At 44.9% G+C, this 26,846-nt stretch carries 23 protein-coding genes; 3 read left to right on the top strand and 20 right to left on the bottom strand.

Features of this window, described 5'->3' with window-relative positions; genetic code table 11:
• Positions 1-29: 29 nt before the first annotated feature.
• From VP97_RS02115 to VP97_RS02015, 20 genes are all read right to left on the bottom strand, one after another.
• The gene (locus VP97_RS02115) at positions 30-2,096 is read right to left on the bottom strand and encodes a bifunctional rhamnulose-1-phosphate aldolase/short-chain dehydrogenase (protein ID WP_050180011.1); all 2,067 of its coding nucleotides are present in this window, start codon (positions 2,094-2,096) and stop codon (positions 30-32) included.
• Positions 2,097-2,245: 149 nt separating this feature from the next.
• On the bottom strand, positions 2,246-3,016 hold the full coding sequence (locus VP97_RS02110) for an SDR family oxidoreductase (RefSeq protein WP_050180010.1): 771 nt from the start codon (positions 3,014-3,016) through the stop codon (positions 2,246-2,248).
• A 650-nt stretch (positions 3,017-3,666) separates the two neighbouring features.
• Positions 3,667-4,767, bottom strand: coding sequence for an ABC transporter ATP-binding protein (locus VP97_RS02105; protein ID WP_050180009.1), 1,101 nt, complete (start codon positions 4,765-4,767; stop codon positions 3,667-3,669).
• Between the two features lie 115 nt (positions 4,768-4,882).
• A complete protein-coding gene (locus VP97_RS02100) occupies positions 4,883-5,767 on the bottom strand; it encodes a PucR family transcriptional regulator (RefSeq protein ID WP_050180008.1) in 885 nt (294 codons plus the stop codon).
• A 116-nt stretch (positions 5,768-5,883) separates the two neighbouring features.
• Positions 5,884-6,900 (bottom strand): Gfo/Idh/MocA family protein, encoded by a 1,017-nt coding sequence (locus VP97_RS02095; RefSeq protein WP_050180007.1) that lies wholly within the window; start codon positions 6,898-6,900, stop codon positions 5,884-5,886.
• Positions 6,901-7,480: 580 nt separating this feature from the next.
• Positions 7,481-8,449, bottom strand: a complete 969-nt coding sequence (locus VP97_RS02090) for a sugar phosphate isomerase/epimerase family protein (protein ID WP_050180006.1) — start codon at positions 8,447-8,449, stop codon at positions 7,481-7,483.
• Positions 8,450-8,463: 14 nt separating this feature from the next.
• Positions 8,464-9,501, bottom strand: coding sequence for a Gfo/Idh/MocA family protein (locus tag VP97_RS02085; RefSeq protein WP_050180005.1), 1,038 nt, complete (start codon positions 9,499-9,501; stop codon positions 8,464-8,466).
• Between the two features lie 17 nt (positions 9,502-9,518).
• Entirely contained in the window at positions 9,519-10,544 is a 1,026-nt protein-coding gene (locus VP97_RS02080; RefSeq protein ID WP_050180004.1) for a Gfo/Idh/MocA family protein, read from the bottom strand.
• Positions 10,545-10,548: 4 nt separating this feature from the next.
• Positions 10,549-11,268: a ThuA domain-containing protein gene (locus VP97_RS02075; protein WP_050180003.1), complete on the bottom strand. Its 720-nt coding sequence runs from the start codon at positions 11,266-11,268 to the stop codon at positions 10,549-10,551.
• Positions 11,265-12,296 carry a LacI family DNA-binding transcriptional regulator gene (locus VP97_RS02070; protein WP_050180002.1) on the bottom strand — a complete coding sequence of 344 codons (1,032 nt, stop codon included), beginning with the start codon at positions 12,294-12,296 and terminating at the stop codon, positions 11,265-11,267. The genes VP97_RS02075 and VP97_RS02070 overlap by 4 nt, the downstream gene beginning before the upstream one ends.
• A gap of 132 nt (positions 12,297-12,428) precedes the next feature.
• Positions 12,429-13,247: a carbohydrate ABC transporter permease gene (locus VP97_RS02065; protein ID WP_050180001.1), complete on the bottom strand. Its 819-nt coding sequence runs from the start codon at positions 13,245-13,247 to the stop codon at positions 12,429-12,431.
• On the bottom strand, positions 13,247-14,107 hold the full coding sequence (locus tag VP97_RS02060) for a carbohydrate ABC transporter permease (protein ID WP_050180000.1): 861 nt from the start codon (positions 14,105-14,107) through the stop codon (positions 13,247-13,249). Before VP97_RS02060 ends, VP97_RS02065 begins: the two co-directional genes overlap by 1 nt.
• A gap of 86 nt (positions 14,108-14,193) precedes the next feature.
• The gene (locus VP97_RS02055) at positions 14,194-15,486 is read right to left on the bottom strand and encodes an ABC transporter substrate-binding protein (RefSeq protein WP_050179999.1); all 1,293 of its coding nucleotides are present in this window, start codon (positions 15,484-15,486) and stop codon (positions 14,194-14,196) included.
• Positions 15,487-16,174: 688 nt separating this feature from the next.
• Positions 16,175-16,726, bottom strand: a complete 552-nt coding sequence (hxlB, locus tag VP97_RS02045) for a 6-phospho-3-hexuloisomerase (RefSeq protein ID WP_050179997.1) — start codon at positions 16,724-16,726, stop codon at positions 16,175-16,177.
• Positions 16,723-17,343, bottom strand: coding sequence for a 3-hexulose-6-phosphate synthase (hxlA, locus tag VP97_RS02040; RefSeq protein WP_050179996.1), 621 nt, complete (start codon positions 17,341-17,343; stop codon positions 16,723-16,725). The genes hxlB and hxlA overlap by 4 nt, the downstream gene beginning before the upstream one ends.
• A gap of 52 nt (positions 17,344-17,395) precedes the next feature.
• Positions 17,396-18,400 (bottom strand): LacI family DNA-binding transcriptional regulator, encoded by a 1,005-nt coding sequence (locus VP97_RS02035; RefSeq protein ID WP_050179995.1) that lies wholly within the window; start codon positions 18,398-18,400, stop codon positions 17,396-17,398.
• A gap of 38 nt (positions 18,401-18,438) precedes the next feature.
• Entirely contained in the window at positions 18,439-19,737 is a 1,299-nt protein-coding gene (locus VP97_RS02030; protein ID WP_050179994.1) for an MFS transporter, read from the bottom strand.
• Complete coding sequence (locus tag VP97_RS02025) at positions 19,718-20,698, bottom strand: sugar kinase (RefSeq protein WP_050179993.1); 981 nt, start codon at positions 20,696-20,698, stop codon at positions 19,718-19,720. Before VP97_RS02025 ends, VP97_RS02030 begins: the two co-directional genes overlap by 20 nt.
• Positions 20,695-21,438, bottom strand: a complete 744-nt coding sequence (locus VP97_RS02020) for a sugar phosphate isomerase/epimerase family protein (RefSeq protein WP_050179992.1) — start codon at positions 21,436-21,438, stop codon at positions 20,695-20,697. Before VP97_RS02020 ends, VP97_RS02025 begins: the two co-directional genes overlap by 4 nt.
• Before the next feature lie 140 nt (positions 21,439-21,578).
• Positions 21,579-22,607, bottom strand: a complete 1,029-nt coding sequence (locus VP97_RS02015) for an oxidoreductase (protein WP_050179991.1) — start codon at positions 22,605-22,607, stop codon at positions 21,579-21,581.
• 162 nt (positions 22,608-22,769) lie between these two features.
• Here VP97_RS02015 and VP97_RS02010 point away from each other — a divergent pair, with 162 nt between their 5' ends.
• The 3 genes from VP97_RS02010 to VP97_RS02000 are packed head-to-tail and all read left to right on the top strand — an operon-like array spanning position 22,770 to position 26,826.
• Positions 22,770-24,386 carry a diguanylate cyclase gene (locus VP97_RS02010; protein WP_050179990.1) on the top strand — a complete coding sequence of 539 codons (1,617 nt, stop codon included), beginning with the start codon at positions 22,770-22,772 and terminating at the stop codon, positions 24,384-24,386.
• Positions 24,383-25,429 carry a HEAT repeat domain-containing protein gene (locus VP97_RS02005; protein ID WP_050179989.1) on the top strand — a complete coding sequence of 349 codons (1,047 nt, stop codon included), beginning with the start codon at positions 24,383-24,385 and terminating at the stop codon, positions 25,427-25,429. The genes VP97_RS02010 and VP97_RS02005 overlap by 4 nt, the downstream gene beginning before the upstream one ends.
• On the top strand, positions 25,429-26,826 hold the full coding sequence (locus tag VP97_RS02000; RefSeq protein WP_050179988.1) for a glycosyltransferase family 2 protein: 1,398 nt from the start codon (positions 25,429-25,431) through the stop codon (positions 26,824-26,826). Before VP97_RS02005 ends, VP97_RS02000 begins: the two co-directional genes overlap by 1 nt.
• Positions 26,827-26,846 lie beyond the last annotated feature (20 nt).

Below are 26,846 nucleotides of genomic sequence, written 5' to 3'. Positions count from 1 at the left end.
CAAAACCGTTCCATGCTTACAGATCGCCCTTATCGTGTAAATGCCGCTGGTACACCACCGTCCACAGTGATCATGCAGCCTGTTGTTTTGTCCGCTTTGGATGATGCGAAAAACGCAATGGATTCAGCAATATCAGACGGATAAATATTCACTAAAAGCGTTGTCCGCTTTTTGTAATGGTCCTCGAGCTGATCTGGTTCAATGCCATACGCTGCCGCACGCTCGTTGCGCCAGTTGGATCCCCAAATCGCTGAGCCCTGCAGTACCGCATCCGGAAGCACGGAGTTTACACGGATGCCAAACTCACCGCCTTCTGCAGCAATGCAGCGGGCTAAATGCGTTTCTAATGCTTTAACGGAGCTGTAGGCCGATGCATTTTTACCGGCATACACCGAGTTTTTCGAGCCGACGAATACCATGTTGCCGCCAATGCCCTGCTGCTTCATTTGCTTAAACGCCTCACGGGCAACAAGGAAGTAGCCTGTGCCAAGCACATTCATGTTTAAATTCCATTCTTTTAAGGATGTTTCATCAAACGGACTTGATGTGGCAAGTCCGGCGTTATTTACAATTGAATCCACCCCGCCAAATGTCACTGCCGCTCTGGCAAATGCCGCCTGCACCTGCTCTTCGCTCGTCACATCCATTTGGACTGCAATGGCACGCTGTTCCCCGTATTGTTCATTGATATCGGCCGCAACTTTTTCTGCGCCTTCAAGGTTTAAGTCAGCCAGCACAACGTGAGCACCTTCAGATACTAAACGGCGCGCTGTTGCGCTTCCGATTCCGCCGGCTCCGCCTGTAATAAAAGCAACTTTGCGAGAAAATTCTGCTTCAGCCGGTGCCAATGACAATTTGTATAATTCAAGCGGCCAGTATTCTACATTATAAGACTCGTTTTCACTGAGAGAAACAAACTGGCCAAGCGCTGTTGACCCTTTCATTACAGAGATGGCCCGGTGGTAAAGAGCTCCACTTACATTAGCCATCGTAATGTTTTTACCTGAGTTTATCATGCCAACACCTGGAATAAGTGTTACTCGCGGCGCCGCTTCAAACATCACATCACCTTCGTTTTTGTTGCGTTCGAAGTACTCCTTATATTCGGCTTTAAATTGCTCAACTCCTGCTTTTACACGATCAATCAAGTCCTCCGTTGAACCATTTTGCGGATCCCAGTCGATATACAAAGGTTTCATTTTTGTATGAACGAGGTGATCCGGGCAGGCTGCACCTATCTGTGAAAGAGTGCCGGCATCATGGCTGTTTACAAATTCGAGTACGTCTTCTGCATCGTCATACGTAAGGATCATTTTCTTTTCGTCACTAACAGCGCCACGAATGATCGGCATAACCGCTGCGAGTACTTGCTCACGCTCTTCCTGTGGCAGTGACTGATACGCCTGGCCGCCAAATACTTCTGTTTCTTTTTGTTTGTTTTGGATATAGCTTTCTGCTTCATTGATGATATTGATTGTTTGGTTGTACGCTTCTTCCGATGTGTCTCCCCATGTAACGAGCCCGTGTTTTTCCATTAGTACCAACTCAGCGTTTGGATTGTTTTTTACGCCTTCCGCAATCATTTTTGATAATGTAAAGCCCGGTCGTACGTAAGGAACCCATACGTAACGGTCTCCGTAAATTTCTTGAGCAATTTCTCTTCCATTGTCCGCGCAGCAAAGGCTGATAATTGCATCTGGATGTGTATGATCCACATGCTTAAATGGAAGAAAAGCATGCAGCAATGTTTCAATCGACATACGTGGGTGTGCGCTGTTAATCATGCAGTGCGTTAAGTATTCAACCATTTCCGCATCCGGCATTTCATCACGTTCAATAAGGGGGCGGATATCCTCCAGGTTCAGGCCGGTGAAGTTACCTGCTTTCATCGTCGCTAAATCGGAGCCGCTTCCTTTTACCCACATAACTTCTACATCGCGGCCGCGAAAATCTTTTTCTACTGTTTTCATTGATGTATTGCCGCCGCCCCAGTTACATACTGCCCGGTCGGAGCCAATTAAATTAGAACGGTAAACCAGCTCTTCAACGCCTGATTTTGATGCCGCTTCGTTTGAATCCCACAAGTTTTTAACCATCTTGTTTCCCTCCACCTTTTATCTTTATTTATGTTTGTTTTATTGTACTATATATTTGTTTATTTTTGAATATGTTTTTTGTTTTTTGTTTGATTTCTTTTGAAATATAAAAAACCCCTCAGCTGTTTAAGCAGCTGAGGGGCTTACACTCACCCTTTTACTAATGCTTCTGCTCCATCCACGTACACTTCTGTTCCAGTAATATGTGCAGCGTCATCCGATACTAAAAAAGCAAACAACCCGGCAACCTGCTCTGGCTGGCCTGGTTTTTTTGTAAGGGGAATCGCATTTTTCGGAATGTCGAGTGGAAACTGTATTTCATTCGTTCGCTCAGACGCTTCCATTGATTCAAATATATTGGTGTCAATTGAGCCAGGACAGATTGTGTTGACTCGAATCCCGTACTGAGCAAGCTCCAGCGCCGCCATTTTAGAAAATGCAGCAATGGCCGCTTTCGAGGTACTGTACGCACTGAATCCCTCCTGTGCAAACTGGCGGCTGCCGCTGACGGAGCTGGTTAGCACAATGCTTCCTCCTTTTTCCTTCATATAAGGAACAGCTGATTTTACCGTTACGAAGGTACCCGCCACATTGTTTTCAATCGTGTTCATCCAATCCTCCTTGGAGAAGTATTCGATGGGGGAAACCGTGCCTAAAATACCGCCATTGGCAAATACACAGTCAATACCGCCTGACTCTTCGGCTGTTTTTTTCATGACCTGGGCCATTCCCTGTTCATTTGTGATATCTTCATGAAACACCATCACTTCTCCACCAGCAAGACGAATCTCTTCAGCTGTAATGCTTAGTCGTTCGGCGTTCACATCAACGAGGCTGATTGCTGCTCCATCCGCTGCAAGACGAAGGGCTGCGGCTTTGCCAATACCAGAAGCACCACCTGTGATAACAGCTGTTTTCATTATTTTCACCGCTCCTTTATTGTTTGATTCTTTTTGTTTATACCCTGTTTTCTTTCACCAACAAACAAAAAAACGTGCCGGCGTTCAGCCGACACATTTGTTTAATATGAAAAAAGCCTGCGCCAGACTCCCGGCATAGGCTTCTTCCATTCCCGTTCTGAAGTGGAAATTTGCTGGAGAAGATCTGCTTATATTCAGCAGTCTACTCTGCCTATTCGCAGGAACCGCTAAATGGATTCGGCCGGCGGTTTTCAAAGCTTCGCCGCTTTAAGCAAATCATTCATCCTGTACAGAGTGCACCAGCGTGAATACAAATTTGCTTATTCACTCTTGATGGAACAAAGGCTATTCCAATCATTTTTTCATCCGATCACCCGATCTGGATGCTTTCAATGCCTTTGGAGCTTCCATTTGGCTGCCTCTGTAGTGATACAATACCCGCTCTTCTCAAAATGAAACCGCTTTTTTAAATATTTTTTCTTATTTTTCATCCTTTTGTTCTACCGAATTGATCAGGTAAAACAAGAACTATGCAGCTGGTAATGTGATAAAAGCGGGCTAACAAATAAAATAAGCTGCTTTTTCATATGTATCATAATCCTTCAAAGTAAAAAAGCAGGAAGCATCTTCCGCTCCCTGCTGCAAAATTGTTATGGGCGAATCCGTACTTCTGACGCAGCGTCAAAGAAGTGGGCTTTGTTCATATCAAAAGCAAGCTGCAGCTTTTCACCTGCTGCAATATCAAGGCGTGAGTCAAGACGTGCCACAAAGTTCTGTCCTTCAATATCCGAATACACCATAATTTCTGCACCGAGAAGCTCCGATACGGATACTGTTGCATCGAACGCAGATTGCTGGGAAGCTTCTAGGAAAATCAATTCATCATGAATATCTTCCGGACGAACGCCGAGGATAATTTGCTTTCCTACATAGCCCTGGTCACGCAGGTAACGCATTTTTCCTTCGGGCACATCAAGCGACTGCGCTCCAATTTTAACAAAGCCATTACCAAGCTCTGCATTAAAGAAGTTCATTGGTGGTGATCCAATAAAGCCTGCCACGAATGCATTCTCTGGATTTTCATATACTTCCTTCGGCGAACCGATCTGCATGATTTTACCGGCCTTCATAACGACGATCCGTGTCGCCATTGTTAACGCTTCTGTTTGATCGTGCGTTACGTAAATCGTCGTTGTTTGCAAACGCTGGTGCAGTTTAATAATTTCTGAACGCATTTGTACCCGAAGCTTTGCATCAAGGTTGGAAAGCGGCTCATCCATTAAGAATACTTTTGCATCACGGACAATCGCACGGCCCAGAGCAACACGCTGGCGCTGACCACCTGAAAGGGCTTTTGGCTTCCGCTTCAAGTATTCAGTCAAGCCAAGAATTTGGGCGGCATTTTCAACACGCTGCTTGATTTCTTCTTTTGGCATTTTACGAAGCTTCAAGCCAAATGCCATATTATCATAAACGGTCATATGCGGGTAAAGGGCATAGTTCTGGAAAACCATCGCAATATCGCGATCTTTCGGGGCCACATCATTTACGCGGCGGTCATCAATAAAGAAATCACCTTTAGAAATTTCTTCAAGTCCGGCAATCATCCGTAGTGTTGTCGATTTTCCGCAGCCAGACGGGCCAACGAATACGATAAACTCTTTGTCTTGAATATGAAGATTAAAATCTTCTACCGCCGTTACATTTCCATCATATACTTTATAAATGTTGTTTAATTGAAGTTCAGCCATTTTCCATTTCCTCCTGTAACCGTTTTCTTAATTACATTGTATTCGCTTACAATAAAAATAAAAATGGACATGATGCACAAAGATGGGCAGTTCTTCATTGTGCACCTTGTCCTCCTTACTTTTGCGCGCTCATCAAGCAAATCATGTAAACAAGCATAGCACCTTCATAGGAACGAACATCAATCCCTGTTCGGTCAACAAATTTATCAATTCGGTACTGCAGGCTGTTGCGGTGCAGGTGAAGCTGCTTGGCCGTCTGGCTTACATTCAGATGGTTTTGTATAAGCAATTGAAGGGTATTCCGTAAATCCTCATCCGCTTCAAACCATTCCTGTTCCTCCGCAAACAAACTCGACAGCTCTGCGCGGCTGCCCGCCAAAAACAGATGGGGAACAACCATTTCAATCGTTGTTACCCGCTGTTCCGGTATGAACAGGGCGGCTTTACGTGCCGCTTCCGTCTCCCGCTTATATGTATCTCTTAATGAGTCCGCCGCTTGTCCAAACCGTCCAATAAACAGCCGGCCCGCTATGTAAAAATCACCGGCGAGTACATCTAAAAATGTTTGTCCATCTTCTTTTTGAATAGGATAATCCGAAGCCTCTTCTATAAGGATACATTCCCGATCTCCTGTCCAGACGACTAAAAGAGCATGATCAAAAAACGTGTCAACAGCTTTTAAAAAACCGTCACGGTCATGCTCTGTCAATTTCATATATAAAAAGCGGATCCGCTGTGCTCCTGCGGCCGGACACTCTCCGTCTTTAATTAAAAATGCCCACCATGCCTGTTCTAAAGAAGAGGACTGGCTTGCTTCCCCATCCTGGCTGATCGGGACAAAAAAGTGTGAAAGAAGCTGCTCTTCTCTTCCCGATACATCTTCTTTCGGAATAGAAATATAGCGATTTCGCCCTTTATCGTAGTAATGCAGGCGGCTCTTATCGGCTTCAGGCTGTTCTGTCACGATTGCTCTCTCGTAAATCATTTCGATATTTTGCATCCTATCCTCCTTCTTTCAACGGCTGGAAGCCATCCGTCAAAAATGAATTGCCTCCATTAATTTTCCCTTGCAATACGGACCACAAATTCCTAACCTCTGCGCGGCCCGTGTTCATTTTACAAAATAATTTTTTTCCCGCTGGCCGCACTTTCAAGCGCCCCAAACACCATTTTCATACTTTCCATGTTATCATGGCAGTCCGTTTCTGCCGGGCGGTTTTCCTCAAGCGCAGCAAACATTTCATCCAGACAGCCAGCATGTCCTTCCCGTCCTGTCCAGGAGTTGACGGCGATTTCAGTTTGATACGGATAAATAAAAGCCTCTTCAGACGGCTCTTTCTTTATGTACAGACGCGGTGCTGATTCTCCGTCCCATTCGGCACTGCCTTGTGTGCCGGTGATTCGCCACTCTCCATCCCAGGAGGTTGGCTTTCCATCGGCACACCAGGAGCCGCGATACGAAAAAACCGATCCATCACTCATTTCAAAAAAACAGAGGGCCGCTGCATTCCCTTCATACCAGGAGCCAGGCGGGTTGTATTCATGGCAAAAAACCGATACGGCATTTGCCCCAGTTAAAAAGCGCGCCTGATCAAAGGTATGAATAGCCATATCTACAATGAGCGGACTGTCCATTTGCTCGCGAAATCCACCAAAGTGCGGTGCCAGAAAAAAATCTGCGTGAATGGAACTGATCGTACCAATTTTTCCGTCAGCCAGCAGCTGGCGAAGCGTACGAATTAGCTTTGTGTATCGCCGATTCTGCATGACCGCATACCAGTGGCCGGTACGCTGCGAAAGCTGTACCACTTCTTCTGCATCCTCCAGCGTTTGAGCTATTGGTTTTTCACCTAGTACACTGCATCCAGACTGCAAGGCAGTGGTAACCACCTGCTTATGCGCAGCTGGAATAGTCACATCTACAACAAGATTTGCATTCGTTGCAGCCAGCGCTTCTTCCAGGCTTTCAAAGCAAGGAATGGATAATGTCCGCCGCTTTGCCATCTCGAGTACGGCTTCCCTGCGCACATCTACCAAAGCGATAATTTCCGCATCTTTTCGTTTCTCGATCTCATCGAGCCACGCATTCGCCATACTGCCACAGCCAGCTAAAACGATTCGGTGCTGTTTCATTTTTCCCCTCCCCTTTCCGATACAAAAAATCATACCGAATGAGATAGGAAAAACAAGTTAAAAAAACAGAGAACTCTATTAAAAAACATTTACAAAGATGTCCCGCTTGCACATATGCGAAAAAGGATAAAATCTGTTTGATTTCATCCTTTCAGACTGTAGAGAAGTGATTGATAACTGTCACATGAATCGGATAGATCGGCGGCGTCCGGGCAGCTCCGCTTTCCATAGGGCAGGCGCTGAGCCCATAGGAGTCTGCGCTGATCGGACGCCGCCAAGTAGCTTGCGACAAGATTGTACAGAGCGAATAAGGTCGTATTTTTTCTTTTAAAAAAAGAGGAAATATATATCCAATCCTTGGCTGATTGGTCTTCAACACCACTGGGTTGAAGCCTGCCGGACGAAGACTCCTGTGGGAAGTACAGTGAGTCAGGATATCCCGCAGGTGCAAGCCGAAAAAGCTCCCGCACTGCTTTAGGATACGCGAAGCATTTATCGACTCTTTTTTTGAAAGAGAAAGACTTTGTCTACACACTGAAAGGATGAAATCTGTTTGATTTCACCCTTTCAGCTCGTCTTGTTATGCCCACCACATCTCGCCGGCGGATTCGCGGATCAGCACATCGTTTAAATTTTTCACAGCGCGATTAAAGCCTTCATCAATCGACATAATGGCATCCTCATGCTCGATGCTGACAACATAATCGTAGTTGTACATACGAAGCGCGCTCATCATGTCAGACCATTCCTGTACACTGTGTCCGCAGCCGACGCTTCGGAACGTCCAGGCGCGTGACTGCACATTGCCATATGGCTGCATATCGGTTAAGCCGTACATGTTGACGTTGTCTTGGTCAATGTATGTGTCCTTTGCATGAAAATGATGAATGGCGCCGGCTTTACCAAGAATTTTAATTGCTGCCACCGGGTCAATGCCCTGCCACCACATATGGCTTGGATCAAGGTTGGCCCCAATGGCCGCACATGTTTCCTCGCGAAGCTTCAGCATCGTGTAAGGAGTATGAACAAGAAAGCCGCCATGCAGTTCAAGTCCAATTTTCACATTATGGCTTTGGGCAATTTCACCGATTTCTTTCCAATAAGGAATTAATTTTTTCTCCCATTGCCACTTTAATATGTCATGGTATTCTGCCGGCCATGGCACAACCGGCCAGTTCGGCTGCTTGGCTTCCTCGGAGTCTCCCGGCGTGCCGGAAAAACAGTTGACAACCGGCACGTTTAAAAGAGAAGCGAGCTTAATCGTTTTACGGAGTACAGAATCGGATTCTTCCGCAAACGCCTTGTCTGGTGTAAGCGGATTGCCATGGCAGCTAAAGGCACTGATGGTCAAACCGCGTGACGTCACAGCTTCCAGATAATCAGCCCGTTTTTTCTCGTCTTCAAGCAGCTCATCAAGCGGACAGTGGGCATTGCCCGGATAACAGCCTGTACCAATTTCAACCGCGTCTAAGCCGGCTGCTTTCACGTGATCCAGCATGTCTTCAAAAGACTTGCTGGAAAAAAGAACAGTAAATACACCTAGTTTCAATGGAATCGCTCCTTTTATCTGATTTTGACGCTGCGTCCAATCTTGGCGCTTTCATAAACAGATTCAATAATGCTTGATACGTACATCGATTCTTCCGGACTTGACATCGGTGAGCTTTCTCCAAAGCAGCAGGAAACAAAATGCTCTGCCTGTAAAATCGCAAAAGGTTTTTCCTCGGGAATCCAGGCAACATCCGAATTGATCAGCACACCATGCTCCGCTTTATTCAAGCGAAGCGGAAACACGTCCATACCGCCCTTTGTGCCAGAAATACTGATCGTTTCTTCGTCTTTTGGAATATTGGCTGCCCACGATGTTTCAAACATGACAATCGCTCCATTTTCGAGTCTAATAAAAGCGGTGGCATGGTCTTCTACTTCGAAGGTGGCCGGGTTAATCGTTCCCCATTCATTGACCATATCCTTTTGCATGCTTAAATGGTTAAAGGTGGCGCCGCTCACTTCAAACGGCTTTGAACTGCCAGTCAGCCACATAGCCAGATCAAGCAGGTGGCAGCCGTAGTCGATCAACGCACCGCCGCCCTGAAGTTCACGATTTGTAAATACGCCCCAGCCCGGTACTTTCCGGCGCCGCATGGATTTAATCCGAATCACGAGCGGCCGGCCAATCTCACCGCTGTCAATCAAGCGCTTGGCTGCGCGGGATTCTTTTAAAAACCGCCAGTGATACGCAATGAGCAGTACCTTTTTGGACTTTTCAGCCGCGGCGACCATTTCCTCACACTCTTTTGTATTCAGTGCCATCGGTTTTTCACACATGACATGAACACCGGCATTCAGCGCCTGGACTGCGGCAGGAGCGTGAAATTTATTTGGGGTAGCAATAATGAGCGCATCAATTTTTTCAAGCATCTCTTCCAAGCTCTTGCAGACATGCTCAATGCCAAATTTTTCGGCTGTTTCTCTCGCCCGCTCCTCGTTCACATCCATTACGGCCGTGATCTCTGCTTCTTTTACATGTTTAAAAGCCGGGATATGCCGTTCTGTTGCAATGCCGCCTGTGCCTAAAACGCCGACTCTCAGTTTCGTCATGTTTGTCACCTCTTTGATTAAATACGGACAGTTCTTTTTGTTTCACTTGATTCTAATGCAGCCAGGATCACCTGCAGGGACTTTTTGCCTTCGTTTCCGCAAACAGGCGGTGTTGTGTCGTTTAAAATGCTATTAATAAATTGCTCTACAACCTGGGAATTGGTTTGCTTGCCTTCTTCATTTGACTGAATGGCACCGAGGCTGTGACGTTCGCTATTGCCATTTTTGTATTGAATAATAAGTGAGTAGTCCGGATCGTCCTCTAAACGCATGATTCCATTTTCCGCGTAAAAAACAGTTGAATTATCTTCACCGCCATTGTACGCCCAGCTTGCAGCCAGTGTACCGATCATGCCGCTTTCCGATTTTAAGATACATACTGCATTATCATCCACTGTTGAATTTTCTTTTGCTGACCCTTCAACAAACGCCGCCGCTTCTACAAACTCTTCACCAATCAAATAGCGCAGCAAGTCGGTTTTATGAACGCCAAGGTCACCCATGGCACCGATAAACGCCAATTCCTTTTTGAAAAACCAGCTGTTCGTTCCATCTACGCTCCAGCCTTCTGGCCCGCCATGGCCAAATGCTGTCCGGAAGCTATAAATTTTACCTAAAGAGCCGCTTTCAATAATAGAGCGGGCTTTTTGGTGGGAAGCGACAAAACGCTGGTTGTGGGCAATCATCAGCTTTTTGCCGCTTGCTTCTGAAGCCTGAATCATGGCATCCGCTTCTTGTTTTGATGTAGCCATTGGCTTTTCGCAAAGCACGTGCTTGCCTGCTTGGAGCGCCGCAATTGTAATGGGCGCATGCAGCACATTCGGCGTACAGACGCTGATTGCCTCTACGTCTTTGTCTTTCAATAATTCTTCATAGCTTGTATACGCTTTGGCATTAAAATGCTCAGCGTATTTTTGCACACGCTCTTCCTTTATATCGCAAAATGCCACAATTTGGACGTTCTCATTTGCAGCATACTCTGGAATGTGGCGGTGCTGAGCAATGCTCCCGCAGCCAATGACTCCTACTTTAATTTTCCCCATCTCTTTATTCTCCCCTTAACTCTTCAATTGGTTGTGCATTACCGTATACAGGTCGTTCCCGCTTAACAGGAGCTGCCCATTTTACTGCATTTTGAATCACTCGCTGAACGTTTTCGTTAAAGTATGTAGGATGTGTTTCATGTCCAGGACGGAAGTAAAAAATCCGCCCGTTGCCCCGTTTGTACGTGACACCGCTTCGGAATACTTCTCCGCCCGTAAACCAGCTCATGAAAATGAGCTCATCTGGAGCCGGAATATCGAAATGTTCGCCGTACATTTCTTCTTGTTCAAGCTCAAAATATTCGCCAATGCCTTCCGCAATCGGATGTGCTGGGTCAACAACCCAAAGACGTTCTTTATCCTTTGCTTCACGCCATTTTAAATCACATGACGTACCCATTAGCTTTTTAAAGATTTTTGAGAAATGACCAGAATGAAGGACGATAAGGCCCATGCCATCAAGCACACGCTGCCGTACTTTCTCCACAATCTCATCACTTACTTCTTCATGTGCTACATGTCCCCACCAAAGCAGGACATCCGTATTATTTAATACATCATCTGTCAACCCGTGCTCCGCTTCATCCAATGTGGCCGTTTGAACGGTCCGTCCTTCTTCCTTTAAAAAGTCGGCGATTACTTGATGAATGCCTTCCGGATAAATGTCTTTGACTGCCTGCTTGTTACGTTCATGTCGAAATTCATTCCATACTGTGATATTCATAGAATCGCTCCATTCTTCGTTTTTTTGCATGATTCCCGCACAACAATCGAGGTTGGCACTAAAATGTTCCGCTTCATCATGGTTGGGTTTTCCAAAAGGTCTACCAGTGTTTTTGCTGCTTCATAGCCGAGCTGAAACGCATGAATGTCTACCGTCGTCAGTGGAGGACTTGACAGCGCTGAAAGCATAGAATCCATAAAGGTTGTAACAGCCATATCATCCGGCACCCGCAAATGCCGCTCGTACAAAGCAGACAGCAGGCTCATAGCCATCAGCTCATCTGTTGTGACAATAGCCGTTGGTCTTGGATCCAGCTTCAGCATCTCATCAATGGTTTCTTGTGCATCTTCTTTTGAAATTTCTTTTCTGAAAAGAAATTTTGATTGAATATTCGCAAGTTTTAATGCCTGTTTATATCCTTCTTCACGATCTTTATGCACTTCAAACCTCGGGTCGCCTCCGACATATGCGATATGCGTATGTCCGGCCCGAATCAGATAGTCTGTAATATCACGTGCAGCTTTGACATTGTCGTTATCTACATACATCACCCTGTCAGTATGCTCCGACGGTTTGCCGATCATGACAAACGGAAAGTTTTGCTCTAAAAGCAGCTCCAGAACAGGATCATGGTCCTGTGAATAAAGCATAATCATGCCGTCGACACTTTTGCCCTGAACCATGTTTACAACTTCCCGGTAGATATCTTCATCGGATTCTCCGCATGTCATTAAAATGCTGTATTCCTTTTGATGCAGCAGGTCACTCATCCCTTGAAGCGCCGCCGGAAAAAACGGGTCGGACAGTGAATGCTTCGTGGACGTTTTGCGAATAATCCCAATTGTTTGAGAGGACTGCGTAACGAGCTTACGCGCCAGCAGGTTCGGATGATAGCCAAGCTCCTGCATGACTTTCCTTACTTTTTCTTTTGTTTCTTGTGTAATTTTTGGATGGTCTGCAATAACACGGGAGACGGTCGACGGTGCAACCTGCGCTTTTTTTGCTACATCTTTAATTGTGACAGCCATGACCGATTCCTCCCTTTTCAAGTTTATAGTACCATTTTTCAAAAAAAATAAGAAAGTATATCGTTTCTTATCCGTTTATGCTGAGACCCCACACAAGCGGGGTCTCAAAAGCACTACGGCAGTCGAATGGGCTTATTTCACTGCACCATCAGAAACTCCTTTGATAATTTGTTTTTGTGCAAAGAAGTACGCGATGATGACTGGAATAATGGAAATCGTTAAACCGGCAAGCGCTAGATGCCACTGCTTCGTATACTGGCCGAAGAACAAGAACAGCTTTAATGGAATCGTATCTGTGCCATCTCCGCTAATGACAAGCGATGGCAGAAGGAAATCATTCCAGATCCAGATCACATTTAAAATTCCAACGGTAATCGTAATCGGTTTCAATAGTGGGAAAATAATGTACCAGAACACCTGCAGCCGATTGCATCCATCAATGGTTGCCGCTTCATCAAGCGACTTGGAAATTCCTTTAAGTGCCCCGTGGTAAAGAAAAATTGACAAACTGCAGCCGAAACCGAGATACATAAAAATCAGTCCGTAAAAGTTAAGCGCATTGGCTTTTCCGAAAATAGTGACAAGCGGAATCATAACCGACTGAAACGGAATCAGCATAGCCGCCACAAAAACGAAGAAGATGATATTGCTGAGCTTGCTTCCGTTGCGTGACAGCGCATAAGCAGCCATCGCAGAGAAAAACAAAATAATGGCTACACTCAAAAAAGTGACAAGTACAGAATTCATGAATGTCTGTAAAAAAGTTAATTCTTCAAAAGCCTGCACAAAGTTATCAAAGGTGAATGTTTCTGGGAGCTTCATTGTATTGGTGAAAATTTCACGTTTTGTTTTAAATGCATTGGCAATCATTAAATAGAAAGGAGAGATCCAAAGAAGAGCCAGTAAAAGGCCAATAATCTCCAGCATCCAGCGTTTTCCTGACTTTTTCATTACATCTCCACCTCCTTTTTCTTGTTAATGTATACCTGTGTTAAAGAAATAATCGCCACGATGATGAAGAAAATAACGGCTTTGGCCTGCGCTTCTGCCATTTGGTTTAACTGAAACGCCGTTTGGACAATGTCCATCGCAACCATTTTCGTCGAGTCAAATGGACCGCCGTTTGTCAGTGACAGGTTCTGGTCGTAAATTTTAAAGGCATTTGAAAGTGTCAAGAATAAGCTAACGGTAAAAGCTGGCATAACAAGTGGGAACGTAATGTTCCGGAATCGCTGCCATCCATTCGCGCCGTCAATTTCCGCTGCTTCAAGCAAATCTTTCGGTACATTTTCCAAGTATGCAATGTAAATAATCATAATGTAGCCGGCCATCTGCCAGCTCATCAGGATAACCATTCCCCAGAAGCCTGTCTGGGAATCAGACAGCCAGCCCTGCAGCCATTCAATACCCGTTGCCCGCCCGACTGCATCAAACACTTTTGTAAAAATAAACTGCCAGATAAAGCCGAGAATCAATCCACCAATCAAGTTTGGCATAAAAAAGATGGTCCGAAGTACATTTTTGGATTTGATGTACGATGTAACAAGCATGGCGAGGCCGAGCCCCATAATGTTGATGACAATAACAGAAGCAATGGAGAATTTAAATGTAAACCAGAGGGAGTTTAAAAATCCTTGATCACTGAATAATTCAACGTAATTTTTCACTCCGATAAATTCCGCCGCATTCACTCCATCCCAATCCGTAAACGAATAGAAGATTCCGTAAATAAGCGGGAGCAGGACAACAGTGCCAAGCGCGAACAAAACCGGCGCTAGAAAAAGCCAAAACATAAAGTCTTTATTTCTCATGCTGCCTAAACCTCATTTCAGTTGAATTTGGAGAAAGAAAAAGATAACAGCCGAAACTGCCTGTTATCTTTTTTCTTTTCATAGAATTACTGACGCGCTTTTTTCCAGTCATTTTTCGCGGCTTCAATGGCTTCTTCCCAAGATGCTTCACCCGCAAGATACTTTTGAAGGTGTGCCCCTAGAATGTCGCTCCAGCCGACTGGATAGCCAAGGAAAACCCAGCCTTGCGTATTTCCTGCTTCAGCATATTCGTAAATGGTTTTCGAAAGTGGGTCAGCAATTTTATCGGCATCGTAGCCTTCATAAGCCGGAATAAATTTGAATTGTGTTAAAACAGCTTCTTTTCCTTCGTCAGATGTGTAAAGCCAGTCAAGAAATTCTTTTGCGGCTTTTTGTGCTTCTTCATCTGCATTTTTATTGACAGCCCAATACTGAGGAACGCCAACCGGCATTTTTGTTTCACCATTAACTGGGATCGGGAAGATACCAACGTTTTCGGCAAGCTCAGGGTCCATTTGTTCAATTGTAGGGTATACCCAGTTTCCTTGCTTGATCATCGCAACACGACCAGTTGAAAATAGCTCTTCTACCTGCTGTGAGTAATCAAGGCTCAGCACTGGCTGTACGGAGTATTTGTTTTGCAAGTCAACGTATTCCTTATATTGCTCTGCTTTTGTGAATGGAATTTCTTTCGCTTCGAAGGCTTCCATCACACTGCCATTGAAATCATCAGCGATAAAAGAGTTTGACCCATGATTTCCTTCTGTCCATTTCTCTTTTCCGGCAAATGCGAATACTGCATCAATGCCAAGCTCGTCCTTTTTGCCGTCAAGTGTCTCGACTGCTTTTGTTAAATCTTCCATTGATTTAATAGAATCCGCATCTACCCCTGCGTCTTCAAAGATTTGCTTGTTGTAAACAAAACCGTATCCTTCCTGGTTGTAAGGAAGACCTAATACCTGCTCCCCTTCTGTTACGCTCTCAAGCGTTCCTTCGAGCGCTGCACCTGCTGCTTTTGTATCGCTTACATCTACCAATCTATCGCGGTACTGCTGCACATCAACAGCCCCATTAATATTGAAAATAGCCGGCTCGTCGCCCGAGGCAAATTTCGATTTAAGTGCTGAAGCATAATCGTTACCGCCTCCTACGGTTTGAACATTTATATCAACATCCGGATGGTCTTCCTCATACTGCTTTGCAAGCTCTTCAAACTGGCTTTTGAATTCTACTTTAAATTGGAAAACATCAACGACAGTTTGATCACCGCTTCCTCCACCCGAACTGCCAGACGATTCTTCTTTTTTCTCAGCTGTTGAGCAGCCGGCGAGACCTAGAAACAATGCGGATGAAAGTACAAATGCTTTTTTTGTAAACACGTCATCTACCCCTTTGCAGTCTTTTTATTCGGCTAAAAACGGTAACCGCTTTCAACTTCTAAGGTTACTATACCATCGCCCTTATGAAAGCGTCAACACTTTTCGAGAAATCGTTTGCATGTTTTTTGAAAAGCCTTTCATTGCCCATTTAATAAGATTTAAATTCTTGTATATACAAAGAAAATTCGGAATATTTCACGCAAACGATTGCTCTCTTTTTCACATGTAAGTGCATAAAAAAACAGCCCTGGCGGCTGTTAGAGAGTGTAAACAAAATCAGCTTTCTTAAAAAAAACAGCTTGTGCGGGGCATCGTTTTCTAATGGGAGACGATGGACTTCGCGTTCCCGGGCAGTATGGCAGCTTCCTCGGCTCTGCCTACGGGATTTGCCGACTCACTGTACGTCCCGTAGAAGTCTTCGTCCCGCTGGCTTCACTAAGTAGTATTGAAGATCAATCAACCAGGGACTGGATAGACATTTTTCTCTTTTTTAAAAGAAAAAATGCGACCTTTTTAGTTCTATACCCCCTTGGCGCAAGCCACTTAGCGGCGTCCGGGTCAGCGCAGACTCCTGTGGGACGAGCGGACAGCAGAGACCGGTGGAGCTGCCCGGACGCCGCCGATCTATCCCCATTCATGTGACGGTTATCAATCACTTGTCTACAGCCTGAAACAATCCTAATGGCTGTTATTCTACATTACTATGAAGCTTAAACGTTTGCTCGTGTGTTCGATTTTTCTTTTCTGCATAATCCAGGCAAAGCACATCAAACAGCACATGCGTACTTTGGTCAAAAAGGGAACCAAGCGGCTGAATGCTTTCCCTTTCTCCTTCTTTGCGGTATTTTGTAGCGGCTGGTATGTGCAGAATCATATCAGCCCGGGAAGCAAGCGGAGAAGCAGAATCCGTCGTGACAGCTATCACCACACACCCCATTTCTGCCGCCCTTTCCGCAGTCCAGCATACGCTTTTTGTTTTTCCCGAGCCAGACACAAGGACAATCACGTCTCCTTTTTGGATGGACGGCGTTGTTGTTTCTCCAATGACAAACGAATGGGCCCCCAAATGCATCAAACGCATAGCAAATGACTTTGCCATAAACCCTGAGCGGCCTTCGCCAAAAACAAAAATCCGTTTCGCTGCTGCCAGGCGGCTGGCCGCTTCCGTTAGCTCCCCTTCCTCCACGTTTACCATAACATCCTCTATTTCCGTCAAAACGGCTTGTATTTTTTCTTTCATCTTGTTTCCTCCTTTTTAAGCTGCTGCTTGAATGCCGCAGCTGCCTGAGCAGGATCGTCTGCTTTTGTAATGGCTGAACCGATAATGAAAACGTCCGGGTTTATTTTTTTATAAGCAGGCAGGTTTTCTACTGTAATGCCGCCCGCTACCGCTCTTTTTAAACCAGCCTGAAGAGCGCTTTTATTTCTTTTTCCAGTGCCAAGCTCCTGTTCATCCTTCCCCGTATGCAGGCAGAGAATCGCATTGTATCGGCTTAACGCCTCCTGCTGAATAGGGTTTGTATTCAGCAGGTCGATCATAATATGTTTGCCATTTTTTTCAGCTTCCGCTATGCACGCTTCGATGGTTATAAGCGGGGCTGTTCCCATTACAGTCGCTACGTCAGCTCCTGCCTGAAAGCACATCCGGCATTCGTAGTGAGCGTTGTCATTTGTTTTCATGTCTGCGACAATGACTTTATTCGGAAAAGCCGCTTTCATCGATCGGACACTTTCCATGCCAAACTCTTTAATAAGGGACGTGCCGACTTCAATCCAGTCGATATGTTTTCCGGCTGCGGCTGCTATATCTATCGCTTCTTCGATTGTCATTCGGTCCAATGCCAGCTGAATCATCATCCTGTTCCTCCTAACTAAATCGGTTTATTAAAAAATGAAAAGAAAAGAGCTTTTAAGAAAAAGCTCTATTAGAAGATTCACGAACCAGCAGGCTCGTTTTTAACACATGGGTTTGCGGCTCAACTGGCTGTTTCATAATTTGCTCGATCAGCAGTTCTGCCGCTTTCGTTCCCATTTCGTATGCCGGCTGCGAAATCGTTGTGACAGCCGGCTCATAAATATCGGCAAATTTAATATTATCAAAAACAATGATGGCCAGATCCTGGCCAATCTTCAGCCCATTTTCCTTTGCAAACTTCATCACTTCCATAAAAGACAAATCATTTGCAGCAACGAGCGCTGTCGGCGGATCTTCCCGAAACATCTCTTCCATAGCCGGTACAATCGCCTCGTACGGAACAGACTTTACATTTTTATCCTGAAACGGCAGCCCTCTTTCTTTTAATGCTTCCTTATACCCTTCAAGCCGTTCTTTTCTTGTGTAAGTAGTCAGCGGCGGTGTAACAAGTGCAATGTTATGATGGTTCCTTTCAATCAAATGGGCGACTGCCCGGCGAACAGCGCTGCGGTTATCCACTACGATCGCGCTGACATCCACACCTTCTATTTTACGGTCAACAAAAACAACAGGATATGCTTCCTTTTCCAGCTGGCGGTATAATTCTTGATTGCCTCCTGATGGAAAAATGATCAGCCCGTCTACCTGACGTGCGCGCAGCATACTAATGTACTTTTTTTCTTTTTCCGGATCATCATACGTGTTGCAAAGGATTGCGTGCATATCCTGCTTTTGACAGTAATCCTCAATGGCCTGACATACTTCAGTGGAAATACCGTGTACAATATTTGCTGCGATAATGCCAATCATTGATGTCCTTTTTTGCTTTAAACTGCGAGCGACAACATTTGGACTGTATGAAAGCTGTTGAACGGCTCTCTCAATCTTTTTTTTGGTTTCCTCACTCATATATTCAAATCGTCCGTTTAAAAATTGAGATACGGTACTTTTTGACACACCTGCTTCTTTTGCCACATCCGCCATTGTTACCCGTTTCATATGTCCTCTTCCTTTAATTCATTGAATTTTCTTTTATATTACGCTTCTTTTTGCGTAATTCCAAGAGAGGAAGCAGACTCAGAACGTTTTTTTGGCTTTGCCCCTTTTACCGCAATAATCGTCAGGACAGCCGACAGGAACAGAGAACCGGACATAAACATGTAAGAAGCACCAAAACCGCCAGTAGCGCCGTTTAAATAACCGACAAGGTATGACCCCGCAAATGATCCAAGTGCGCCCATGCTGTTAATCAAAGCCATCGCGCCGCCTGCGACGTTACGCGGCAGCACTTCTGGAATAATCGCAAAAAACGGTCCGTACGGCGCATACATGGCACCACCCGCGATAATCAGCAGGACAAATGACAGCCAGAAATGACTTGTGCCGACCAAGTAGGACCCTAAAAATGCCAGTCCTCCGATCAAAAGAAACGGCCAGACGAATGCAGTCCGGTTTTGCATTTTATCCGAAAAATGAGAGGCACTCAGCATACCGATAATGGCTAACACATATGGAACAGACGCGAGCCAGCCGGTTTTGACAATATCCATGTTCGGTGCAGCATTTAAAATGGACGGCAGCCACATAACAAAGCCATATACACCAATACTCCAAAGCGCATATTGTGCACTTAAAAGAATAACTGTTTTTGAACGAAACGCTTCTGCATAATTTTTAACCGGTTTGATTCCCTGCTGCTCTTTTTCAAGCTCTGCCTGCAAGTCCCGCTTTTCTCCGTCTGACAGCCACTTCGCATCTTTCGGTTCGTCTACAACGAGCTTCCACCAGAGAAATGCCCAGATCACAGCCGGCAGCCCTTCTAAAATAAACATCCAGCGCCATCCAACCGATTCAATCAAGTAACCGGACAAAATCGACATCCATAAAACGGTGGCCGGATTTCCTAAAATCAAAAACGTATTGGCCCGGGAGCGTTCAGCTTTTGTAAACCAGTGGCTCAGAAATACAAGCATTGATGGCATAACGGCACTTTCCACAACACCAAGTAAAAACCGGATGACGATCAAAAAGCGGACGTCACTCACCATACCCGTTGCGGTTGCTAGCCCGCCCCATAAAATCAGCGACCAAAAAATAAGTTTCTTGGCACTTCTGTTTTCAGCGTAATGGGCACCCGGTACCTGGAAAAAGAAATAACCAAGGAAAAACAGAGAGCCAAGCAACGCCGACATAGATGCGGTAATTTGCAGATCCTCCGCCATGCCTCCGGCTGCGCCAAATCCGTAATTAGCCCGGTCCAGATAAGCAAGACTGTACGTAATAAAAACGATTGGAATAAGACGAAGCCATCTTGATTTAGCGAGCTGTGTTTTCATGGTATGCCACCTCTTTTTCGAATTTTTCCATAAATTTTGCCAATGCCAGACGGTCTGGATAGCCTTCATGGTCGCCCGCATACTGAACTGCCAGCGCACCAATTGCATTGCCTCGCTGTACGCACTCTCGAATAGGCAGGCCTTCAAGCAGACCGCTTACAATCCCAACGGCAAACCCATCACCGGCACCAACCGTATCGACAACTTTTTTTACTTCATAACCCGGTACAACGATTTCTTCAGCATCTGTTTTCACATACGCTCCTTTACAGCCAAGCTTCACAATCACGCATGGTACACCGCGATCTCGATAAAAGTTTGCGATTTCGGCAGGATCATCGTGCCCGGTCAGTCGCTTTCCTTCCTCAATTCCTGGTAGCACTACATCTGCCTGATAAGCGGCTTCATTGGTCACCCGGATCATTTCTTCCTCGGACGTCCATAAGGAAGGACGCAAATTCGGATCAAATGAAATGGTTTTGTCTGCTTTCTTCATAGTAGATAAAACGGCGAGAGAAAACGCTCTCATTTTTGATGATAAAGCAAGCGGAATACCGGACATATGCAAATGGCTTGCCTGTAAAAAGTAAGCGGGATTTATTTCTTCTTCGGTTAAATGGCTTGCCGCCGATCCTTTTCGATGATACTGCACATACGGATCGCCTTCTGTTACTTTGGACTTGAATTGAAATCCGGTCGGATGCTGTTGATCTAGCAGCACATGGTCTGTGTTGACGCCTTCCTTTTGAAGCGCTGCCAAAACAAATGCACCGAAGGCATCCTGCCCGACTTTGCTTGCCCACCCGCTTCCGAAACCGAGCCGTGCGAGACCAATCGCCACGTTTGTTTCTGCACCGGCAAGTGCCTGAGTAAATCCCGTTACTTTATGGATGGGACCAGGCGTTTGAGCCATAAACATCGACATTGCTTCGCCAAATGTTACAACATCTATTGTTGTCATTGTACAACCGCCTTCTTTTTTTCGATATAGTTTTTGTATGAAGAAATATCTTCCATAGACAGAGGAAACTCAAGCGCAATCGGAATTGCTGCAGGCAGAAGATCCATGATCACTTCCCAGTCTGCCTGCTCACCCAGCGGGACGGGAACTGTTTGAAGTCCCTGCCCTGTTTCATTTACATGCTTTACGTGAAGGTATTTTATATGATCTTTTAATACATGAAACGCTTCCTGAACCGATTCACCAGTATACTGCCAGTTCCCTGTATCAAAAGTGAAGCCGGCAACAACTCCTTCCGTCACGCATACGCGGAAAAAAGCGGCCAATGGCTCAATCTTTCCTCCTTCCTTTGTTTGATCGTTCTCAACAAGCCAGCGCGCTCCAGTCGGAAGTGTACGGCGAAAAAAACGATCCATTTCCTTTACATCTGAATGCATGTCGGTAAAGCTGCCAAGAGGAAGCTTTAATGTATCCGCCTTTATTTCTTTCATTTCCTGAACGACTATTTCCAAATTTTCTTGATTAAAGGTTCCATCTTTTTTAAACAGTTCAATGGGAGCAGAGTACACGGTATAACGCTCCGTACGGAATTGCGCAAGCGGTCTGTCAGAAAACTGCAGGAGCTCGCGGCGAATTTCTATTCCTTCGATCCCTCTTTCAATCAGCTGATGAAAAAGAGAAACTTGACCCCTTTCTTTTACTTGTGCATCACCAAATGCGTTCATGGGAATCACAATCAATTTTGGTCACCTCATTTTATAAATCGATTTACTAAACCGGTTTATCAAAGTATAAATCAATGTAAGCGTTTTTTCAACCCTTTTGTTGATCATTTTTGCAAAACAAAAAACAGGGCTCTTTATGCCCTGTTTTTTTCTTTTTATAATTGAATCGTTTTTCCTTCCCGGCTGCTTTGCTGGGCCGCTTCAATGATACGAATTGTTCGAATGCCGTCTTCACACGGGACAGGGCAAGGTTGTCCATCACGAATAGCATGGTAAATACCTTTATAATACTGCCGGTAATCTCCCGGAAGTGTGACAATTTTTTCGTTTCCTTCTTTTGTATAAAGCGTACCGTACTGATCAAGGCGGTCCATTCCCCATTCAGCACTCGATAATGGCTCTCCTTTTATCAATTGCTCCTCCTGCGGGTCTTCTCCCCGCTTCATAAACGTCCCTTCCGTACCATGCACTTTATATTTTGCACCCTGTTCCACTGTCACCATACCGCTATGTAAGATGACCCGCTTTGTCCCGTATGTTAACACCAGATGAAAATAGTCATCTACGAGCGCATGGGGACGCTGCTTTTGAAGATCTGCTGTTATGCTGTCCGGCATGCCAAACAGCGACAGAGCCTGATCGATTAAATGAGCACCAAGATCATATAAAACACCTGAAGCTGGCTTTTTCTCCTCACGCCACCCTTTTCCCACAACTGGCTCAAATCGATCATAATGTGCTTCATACATATAAACATCACCAAGCCGGCCTTCTTCTATCATTTTTTTTACCGTTCGAAAATTCCCATCGTACCGGCGGTTTTGAAACACACTTAGCATCACATTATATTCCTTTGCACAGGCAGACAGCGCTTCTGCTTCTTCGACTGTCGGCACCATCGGTTTCTCAACGATCACATGCTTCCCTGCTTCAAGCGCCTGCCTGGTAATCTCAAAATGAAGGCTGCTCGGCGTTGTTACAACGACAAGCTCTATCTCCGGGTTATTTATAATATCGTCGACTTGTTGCACTACCTGGACAGCTGGAAACTTCTCTTTCACTTTTTCTTTTTTAGACGACAAAATACTCATAAGCTGAAATTCTTCCATTTCCTCCAAAAATGGAGCGTGAAAAGTTGACCCTGAAAATCCGTATCCAATTAACGCAGTGCCGATTGTTTTCAAAACGCCATCTCCTTTACTTTTGCCGTTTTTAACATTAGTTCCCTATCTCTTGTTTTCTCAAACAAACGTTTCCTCAATGTGTTCGACAAGATGTGACCTATAGTATAATAGGGTAGAATATGAACAGAACCTTTTCACTACTTTTGAAAGGATTGACGTATTATGGCTCGCAATGATTACCAGGCAATGCTTTCTAAGCGGATGGAAAAGGAGTTTTCCAGCTGGTTCGAGCAAGATCACATTCAAGAACGGGATTTATACCGTTTTTTACATACCATGAAGGGAACAGCAGGTACAATTGGAATGGAAGAAATGTCCTCTTTTTGCGCCTCACAGCTGGAAACACTTTCTGAAGCAAGCGAGGCAACGATTCCAGTCCGGTCATTGAAAAACTTTATTTTTTTAATGAGAAGTTTTTTTAATAAAAAAGAGCTAACAGCCGAGACTGAATTAAAGCAGCCTCAAAATTCGCTTCCTTCCATCGAAGAAAACAGCGGTTTTATTTTACTTATTGATGAAGATGCCGAGTTTGCTTCTTTTGTTAAAGAAACATTGGAAGAAAACGGAATACAAGTAGTAATTGCTTTAAACGGCAAACGAGGAGTTGAATTATTTTATACCCTTCAGCCTCATATGGTGATTGCTGCTGTTCAACTTCCCGATATGAGTGGGTTTGATGTATTCGCACAAATCGGCGATATTGCCCGCAGTCGTTATGTTCCGGTGACACTGATTGGTGCAGACAATGTAATTGATAATAAAATTCGCACCTATGAAATGGGCGCCATGGACTTTATTGAGAAACCGCTCAATATGAGCATGTTTATACCTTATATTTTTAATCGTCTGCGGAATAAAGCAGCCATTTCACAATCTGCCCTGACGGATGAGTTGACGGGTGCAGGAAACCGGCGTCAGTTTGCCCAGACACTTACCCAAATGTCAGCCCTGGCAGAAAGAAAACGGCATACGTATACACTTGTTATGCTGGATTTGGATTACTTTAAAAAAGTAAATGATCAATACGGTCATCCGGCCGGTGATGAAGTGCTCCGTCGTTTCAGCTCCCTTGTTTTAACCTTGAAGAGAGAAACAGATTACTTTTTTCGTTATGGCGGAGAGGAATTTGCTTTGATTCTGGCTGATACAGCACCGATAGAAGCTACGGTATTAATTGAACGCATTCGGGAAAAAATGGCTCAAACAACTTTTACTGTCCCGGCTATGGACCCGTTTTACGTGACATTCTCTGCCGGCGCTGCCGAGTACCGTATAAACGAATCTACTGTTTTGGCAGAAGCAGACCAGGCGTTATACAAAGCGAAGCGAAATGGCCGAAATCAGACTGTTATTTATGAAATTGACAGCAGTGATGTAAAACGCCATTTGAATATTATGATTATTGATGATGACCTGCTTGTGCGAAAAATGCTTTCAAAGCAATTTTCCGGATGGAAACCAAGTGAAATTGATGTAATTGTGCATGAATATCCGGATGGCATCACCTTCCTGGAATCCGACTGGTACAAAGCAGATGAAAACTATATGATTCTCTTAGATGGCATTATGCCGAAAATGGATGGTCTTGAAGTGCTGTCTCATATCCGCAAACGGTTCCCTGATGATAATATTGTCGTGTCCATGCTGACAGCGCGAACCCATGAATCGGATATCGTGTTAGCACTAAAAAGTGGAGCAGATGACTACATTGTAAAGCCATTTCATCCACAGGAAGTGGTCGCGCGGGTGCAGCGCCTGACAAAAAGGATGTTCAAATGACACTTTCTTTTTTCTTGGTCCTGACAGCGATTCTTCTTTTGTTTCAAATGGGGCTGCTGCTTTACTTAATCGTTCGCAAGAAGCGGCGGCAGCGGCTGGAAGAAGAAACAGAAAATGAGTACGCTCACTTAACCGAACCGTTCGCTTCCTATATGACAGATTCCTCAGACGTACGCTTTTTGTATGCTGTCAAATCGATTGATCATCAGCAAATCGTGCTGGAGCGGCTGTTAAATGGCTATGTAGCTTTTACCAAAGGAGCGAATGCTTCTCCCCTGGTGAAACAGCTCTCAGAAGAGTTTTTAACAGACCCTTACACACGCATACTGGGCCAGCGAAACTGGGCGAGACGAATCAATACGCTGCATTATATTGAAGATTTTCATATGCGGTCTTTAGCTCCGGCTTTGCTGGAACGACTTAAAAACGCTGGAACGCTCGATGTAGAAACCCAGCAGCTTGTCAGGACCCTTGCTTCACTTAATGAAACAGCCGTTGTTGATGAATTAAAACGATTTTTAAATGTACCCGTCCGCTTGTTTATCGACGTATTTAACCGGCTCGATAAAGCGAATGCAAATGAACAAATCAAGACGGCTCTTGAAGGTTCGGATGAAGCAGCCAAGCATGCGGCGCTCGCTTATATCGCCCATTCCGGGGCCCTTTCATTTTTGCCGGATGTAGAAAGAGAACTGGCGAGCTCTCATACCGAAATAAGAATTCAGGCGCTCAAAACGATTTACCGGCTTGAATACATGTCAGATCCGGATTTGCTTGCTCCTTTTTTCGATTCTTCTTTCTGGACGGAGCGAATGTTTGCTGCACGGATTGCGGGAATTATGCAGTTTTCCCGTTATAAACAAACATTGAGCACACTGCTTGGCGATTCTGTCTGGTGGGTACGTTATTCAGCGGCTGAAGCCTATACTCATTTTTCAGATGGCGACGTAATTTTGGCCCATCTGTCTGAAAATCATCCTGACCGCTATGGCCGTGATATGGCTGCCCAGTGGCAGACATTTCGACCTGGAGGTGCCCGATAATGCAAACATTTTTTCTCGTTTTTTCATACATCATTATTGCTTATATGCTATTTTCCAGCTTAAGTTATATTCTTTTGTTTATGATTGCTTTTCGAAAAGTATACAGAGAAAGTGATTTGGATCCACGTGAAACAACGGAGGATATAGCCGGAAATGAACGGACGTTTCCGGTGTCTATTCTGGTCCCGGCTTATAATGAGGAAGTGGGCGTCGTCAGCACAGTCCGCTCTCTTCTGGCGCTGGAGTATCCGGAAAAAGAAATTATTGTAATTGACGACGGTTCGAAAGACCAGACATCAGCGCGCATGATTGAAGAATTTCAAATGACTGAAGTGGCTTTTGCAGTACGTGCTTATTTAGAAACAGCCGAAATCAAAACAATCTATCAATCTTCTATTTTTCCTTACATTCGCTTAATTAAAAAAGCGAACGGTGGAAAAGCAGATGCGCTGAATGCCGGTATTAATCTGGCCTCTTACCCCTATTTTTGTGCGATTGATGGAGATTCAATTTTGGAAAATGATGCTCTTTTAAAAACGATGAAACCAATTATTGAATCTGATGGCCAAATTATCGTAACAGGCGGTTCAGTCCGAATTGCTAACGGCTCAACCATTTCAAGAAGTAAAGTAGAAACAATTAATCTGCCGAGCCACCCGGTCGTGTTAATGCAGATCATTGAGTATTTCCGAGCGTTTTTAATCGGCCGTCTCGCACTGAGCCGATTGAACATCCTGCTTATTGTATCGGGGGCGTTTGGCGTTTTTCATAAAGAGCGGGTAATTCGCGCCGGCGGATACAACAAAAAAACAGTCGGTGAAGACATGGAGCTTGTGGTCAGGCTGCACCGGCTGCTACGCGAAGAAAAGTCCAAACAGCGGATCGAATATATTCCGGACCCTGTCTGCTGGACAGAAGCCCCTGAGTCCCTCGAGGTATTGCGTTCCCAGCGCGTTCGGTGGCAGCGGGGATTATGGGAAACACTCTGGACACATAAAAAGATGATATTTAATCCTGCCTATGGTTCAGTTGGTCTCCTATCGATGCCTTACTTTTTGCTTGTCGAATTGCTGGGCGCTGTTTTTGAACTGGGTGGATATTTTATGATTTTTGGCGGGTTCTTTTTTTCTCTTATTGATCCGAAAACAGCCGGTGTTTTATTTTTAGTAACCATTTTTTACGGGTCATTTATTTCTGCATTGGCTGTGCTGCTGGAGGAAATGACTCTCCATAAATATCCGAAAATTTCTCACCTGGTCCGGCTGTACTTCTGGGCGCTGACAGAAACTTTCTGGTATCGGCCTTTTATGGTTGTTTGGCGAATTCAAGGGATTTTTGCCGCTTTCCGTAAAAAGCACAATTGGGGTGACATGAAACGAAAAGGAATTTCCACATAAACGGAATGGAGGCAGACAAA

This window comes from Domibacillus robiginosus (assembly GCF_000966195.1).
GTDB classification, from domain to species: Bacteria; Bacillota; Bacilli; order Bacillales; family Domibacillaceae; genus Domibacillus; species Domibacillus robiginosus.
The sequence above is the reverse complement of the archived record's forward strand: the minus strand, read 5'-3'. Positions and strand labels throughout refer to the sequence as shown.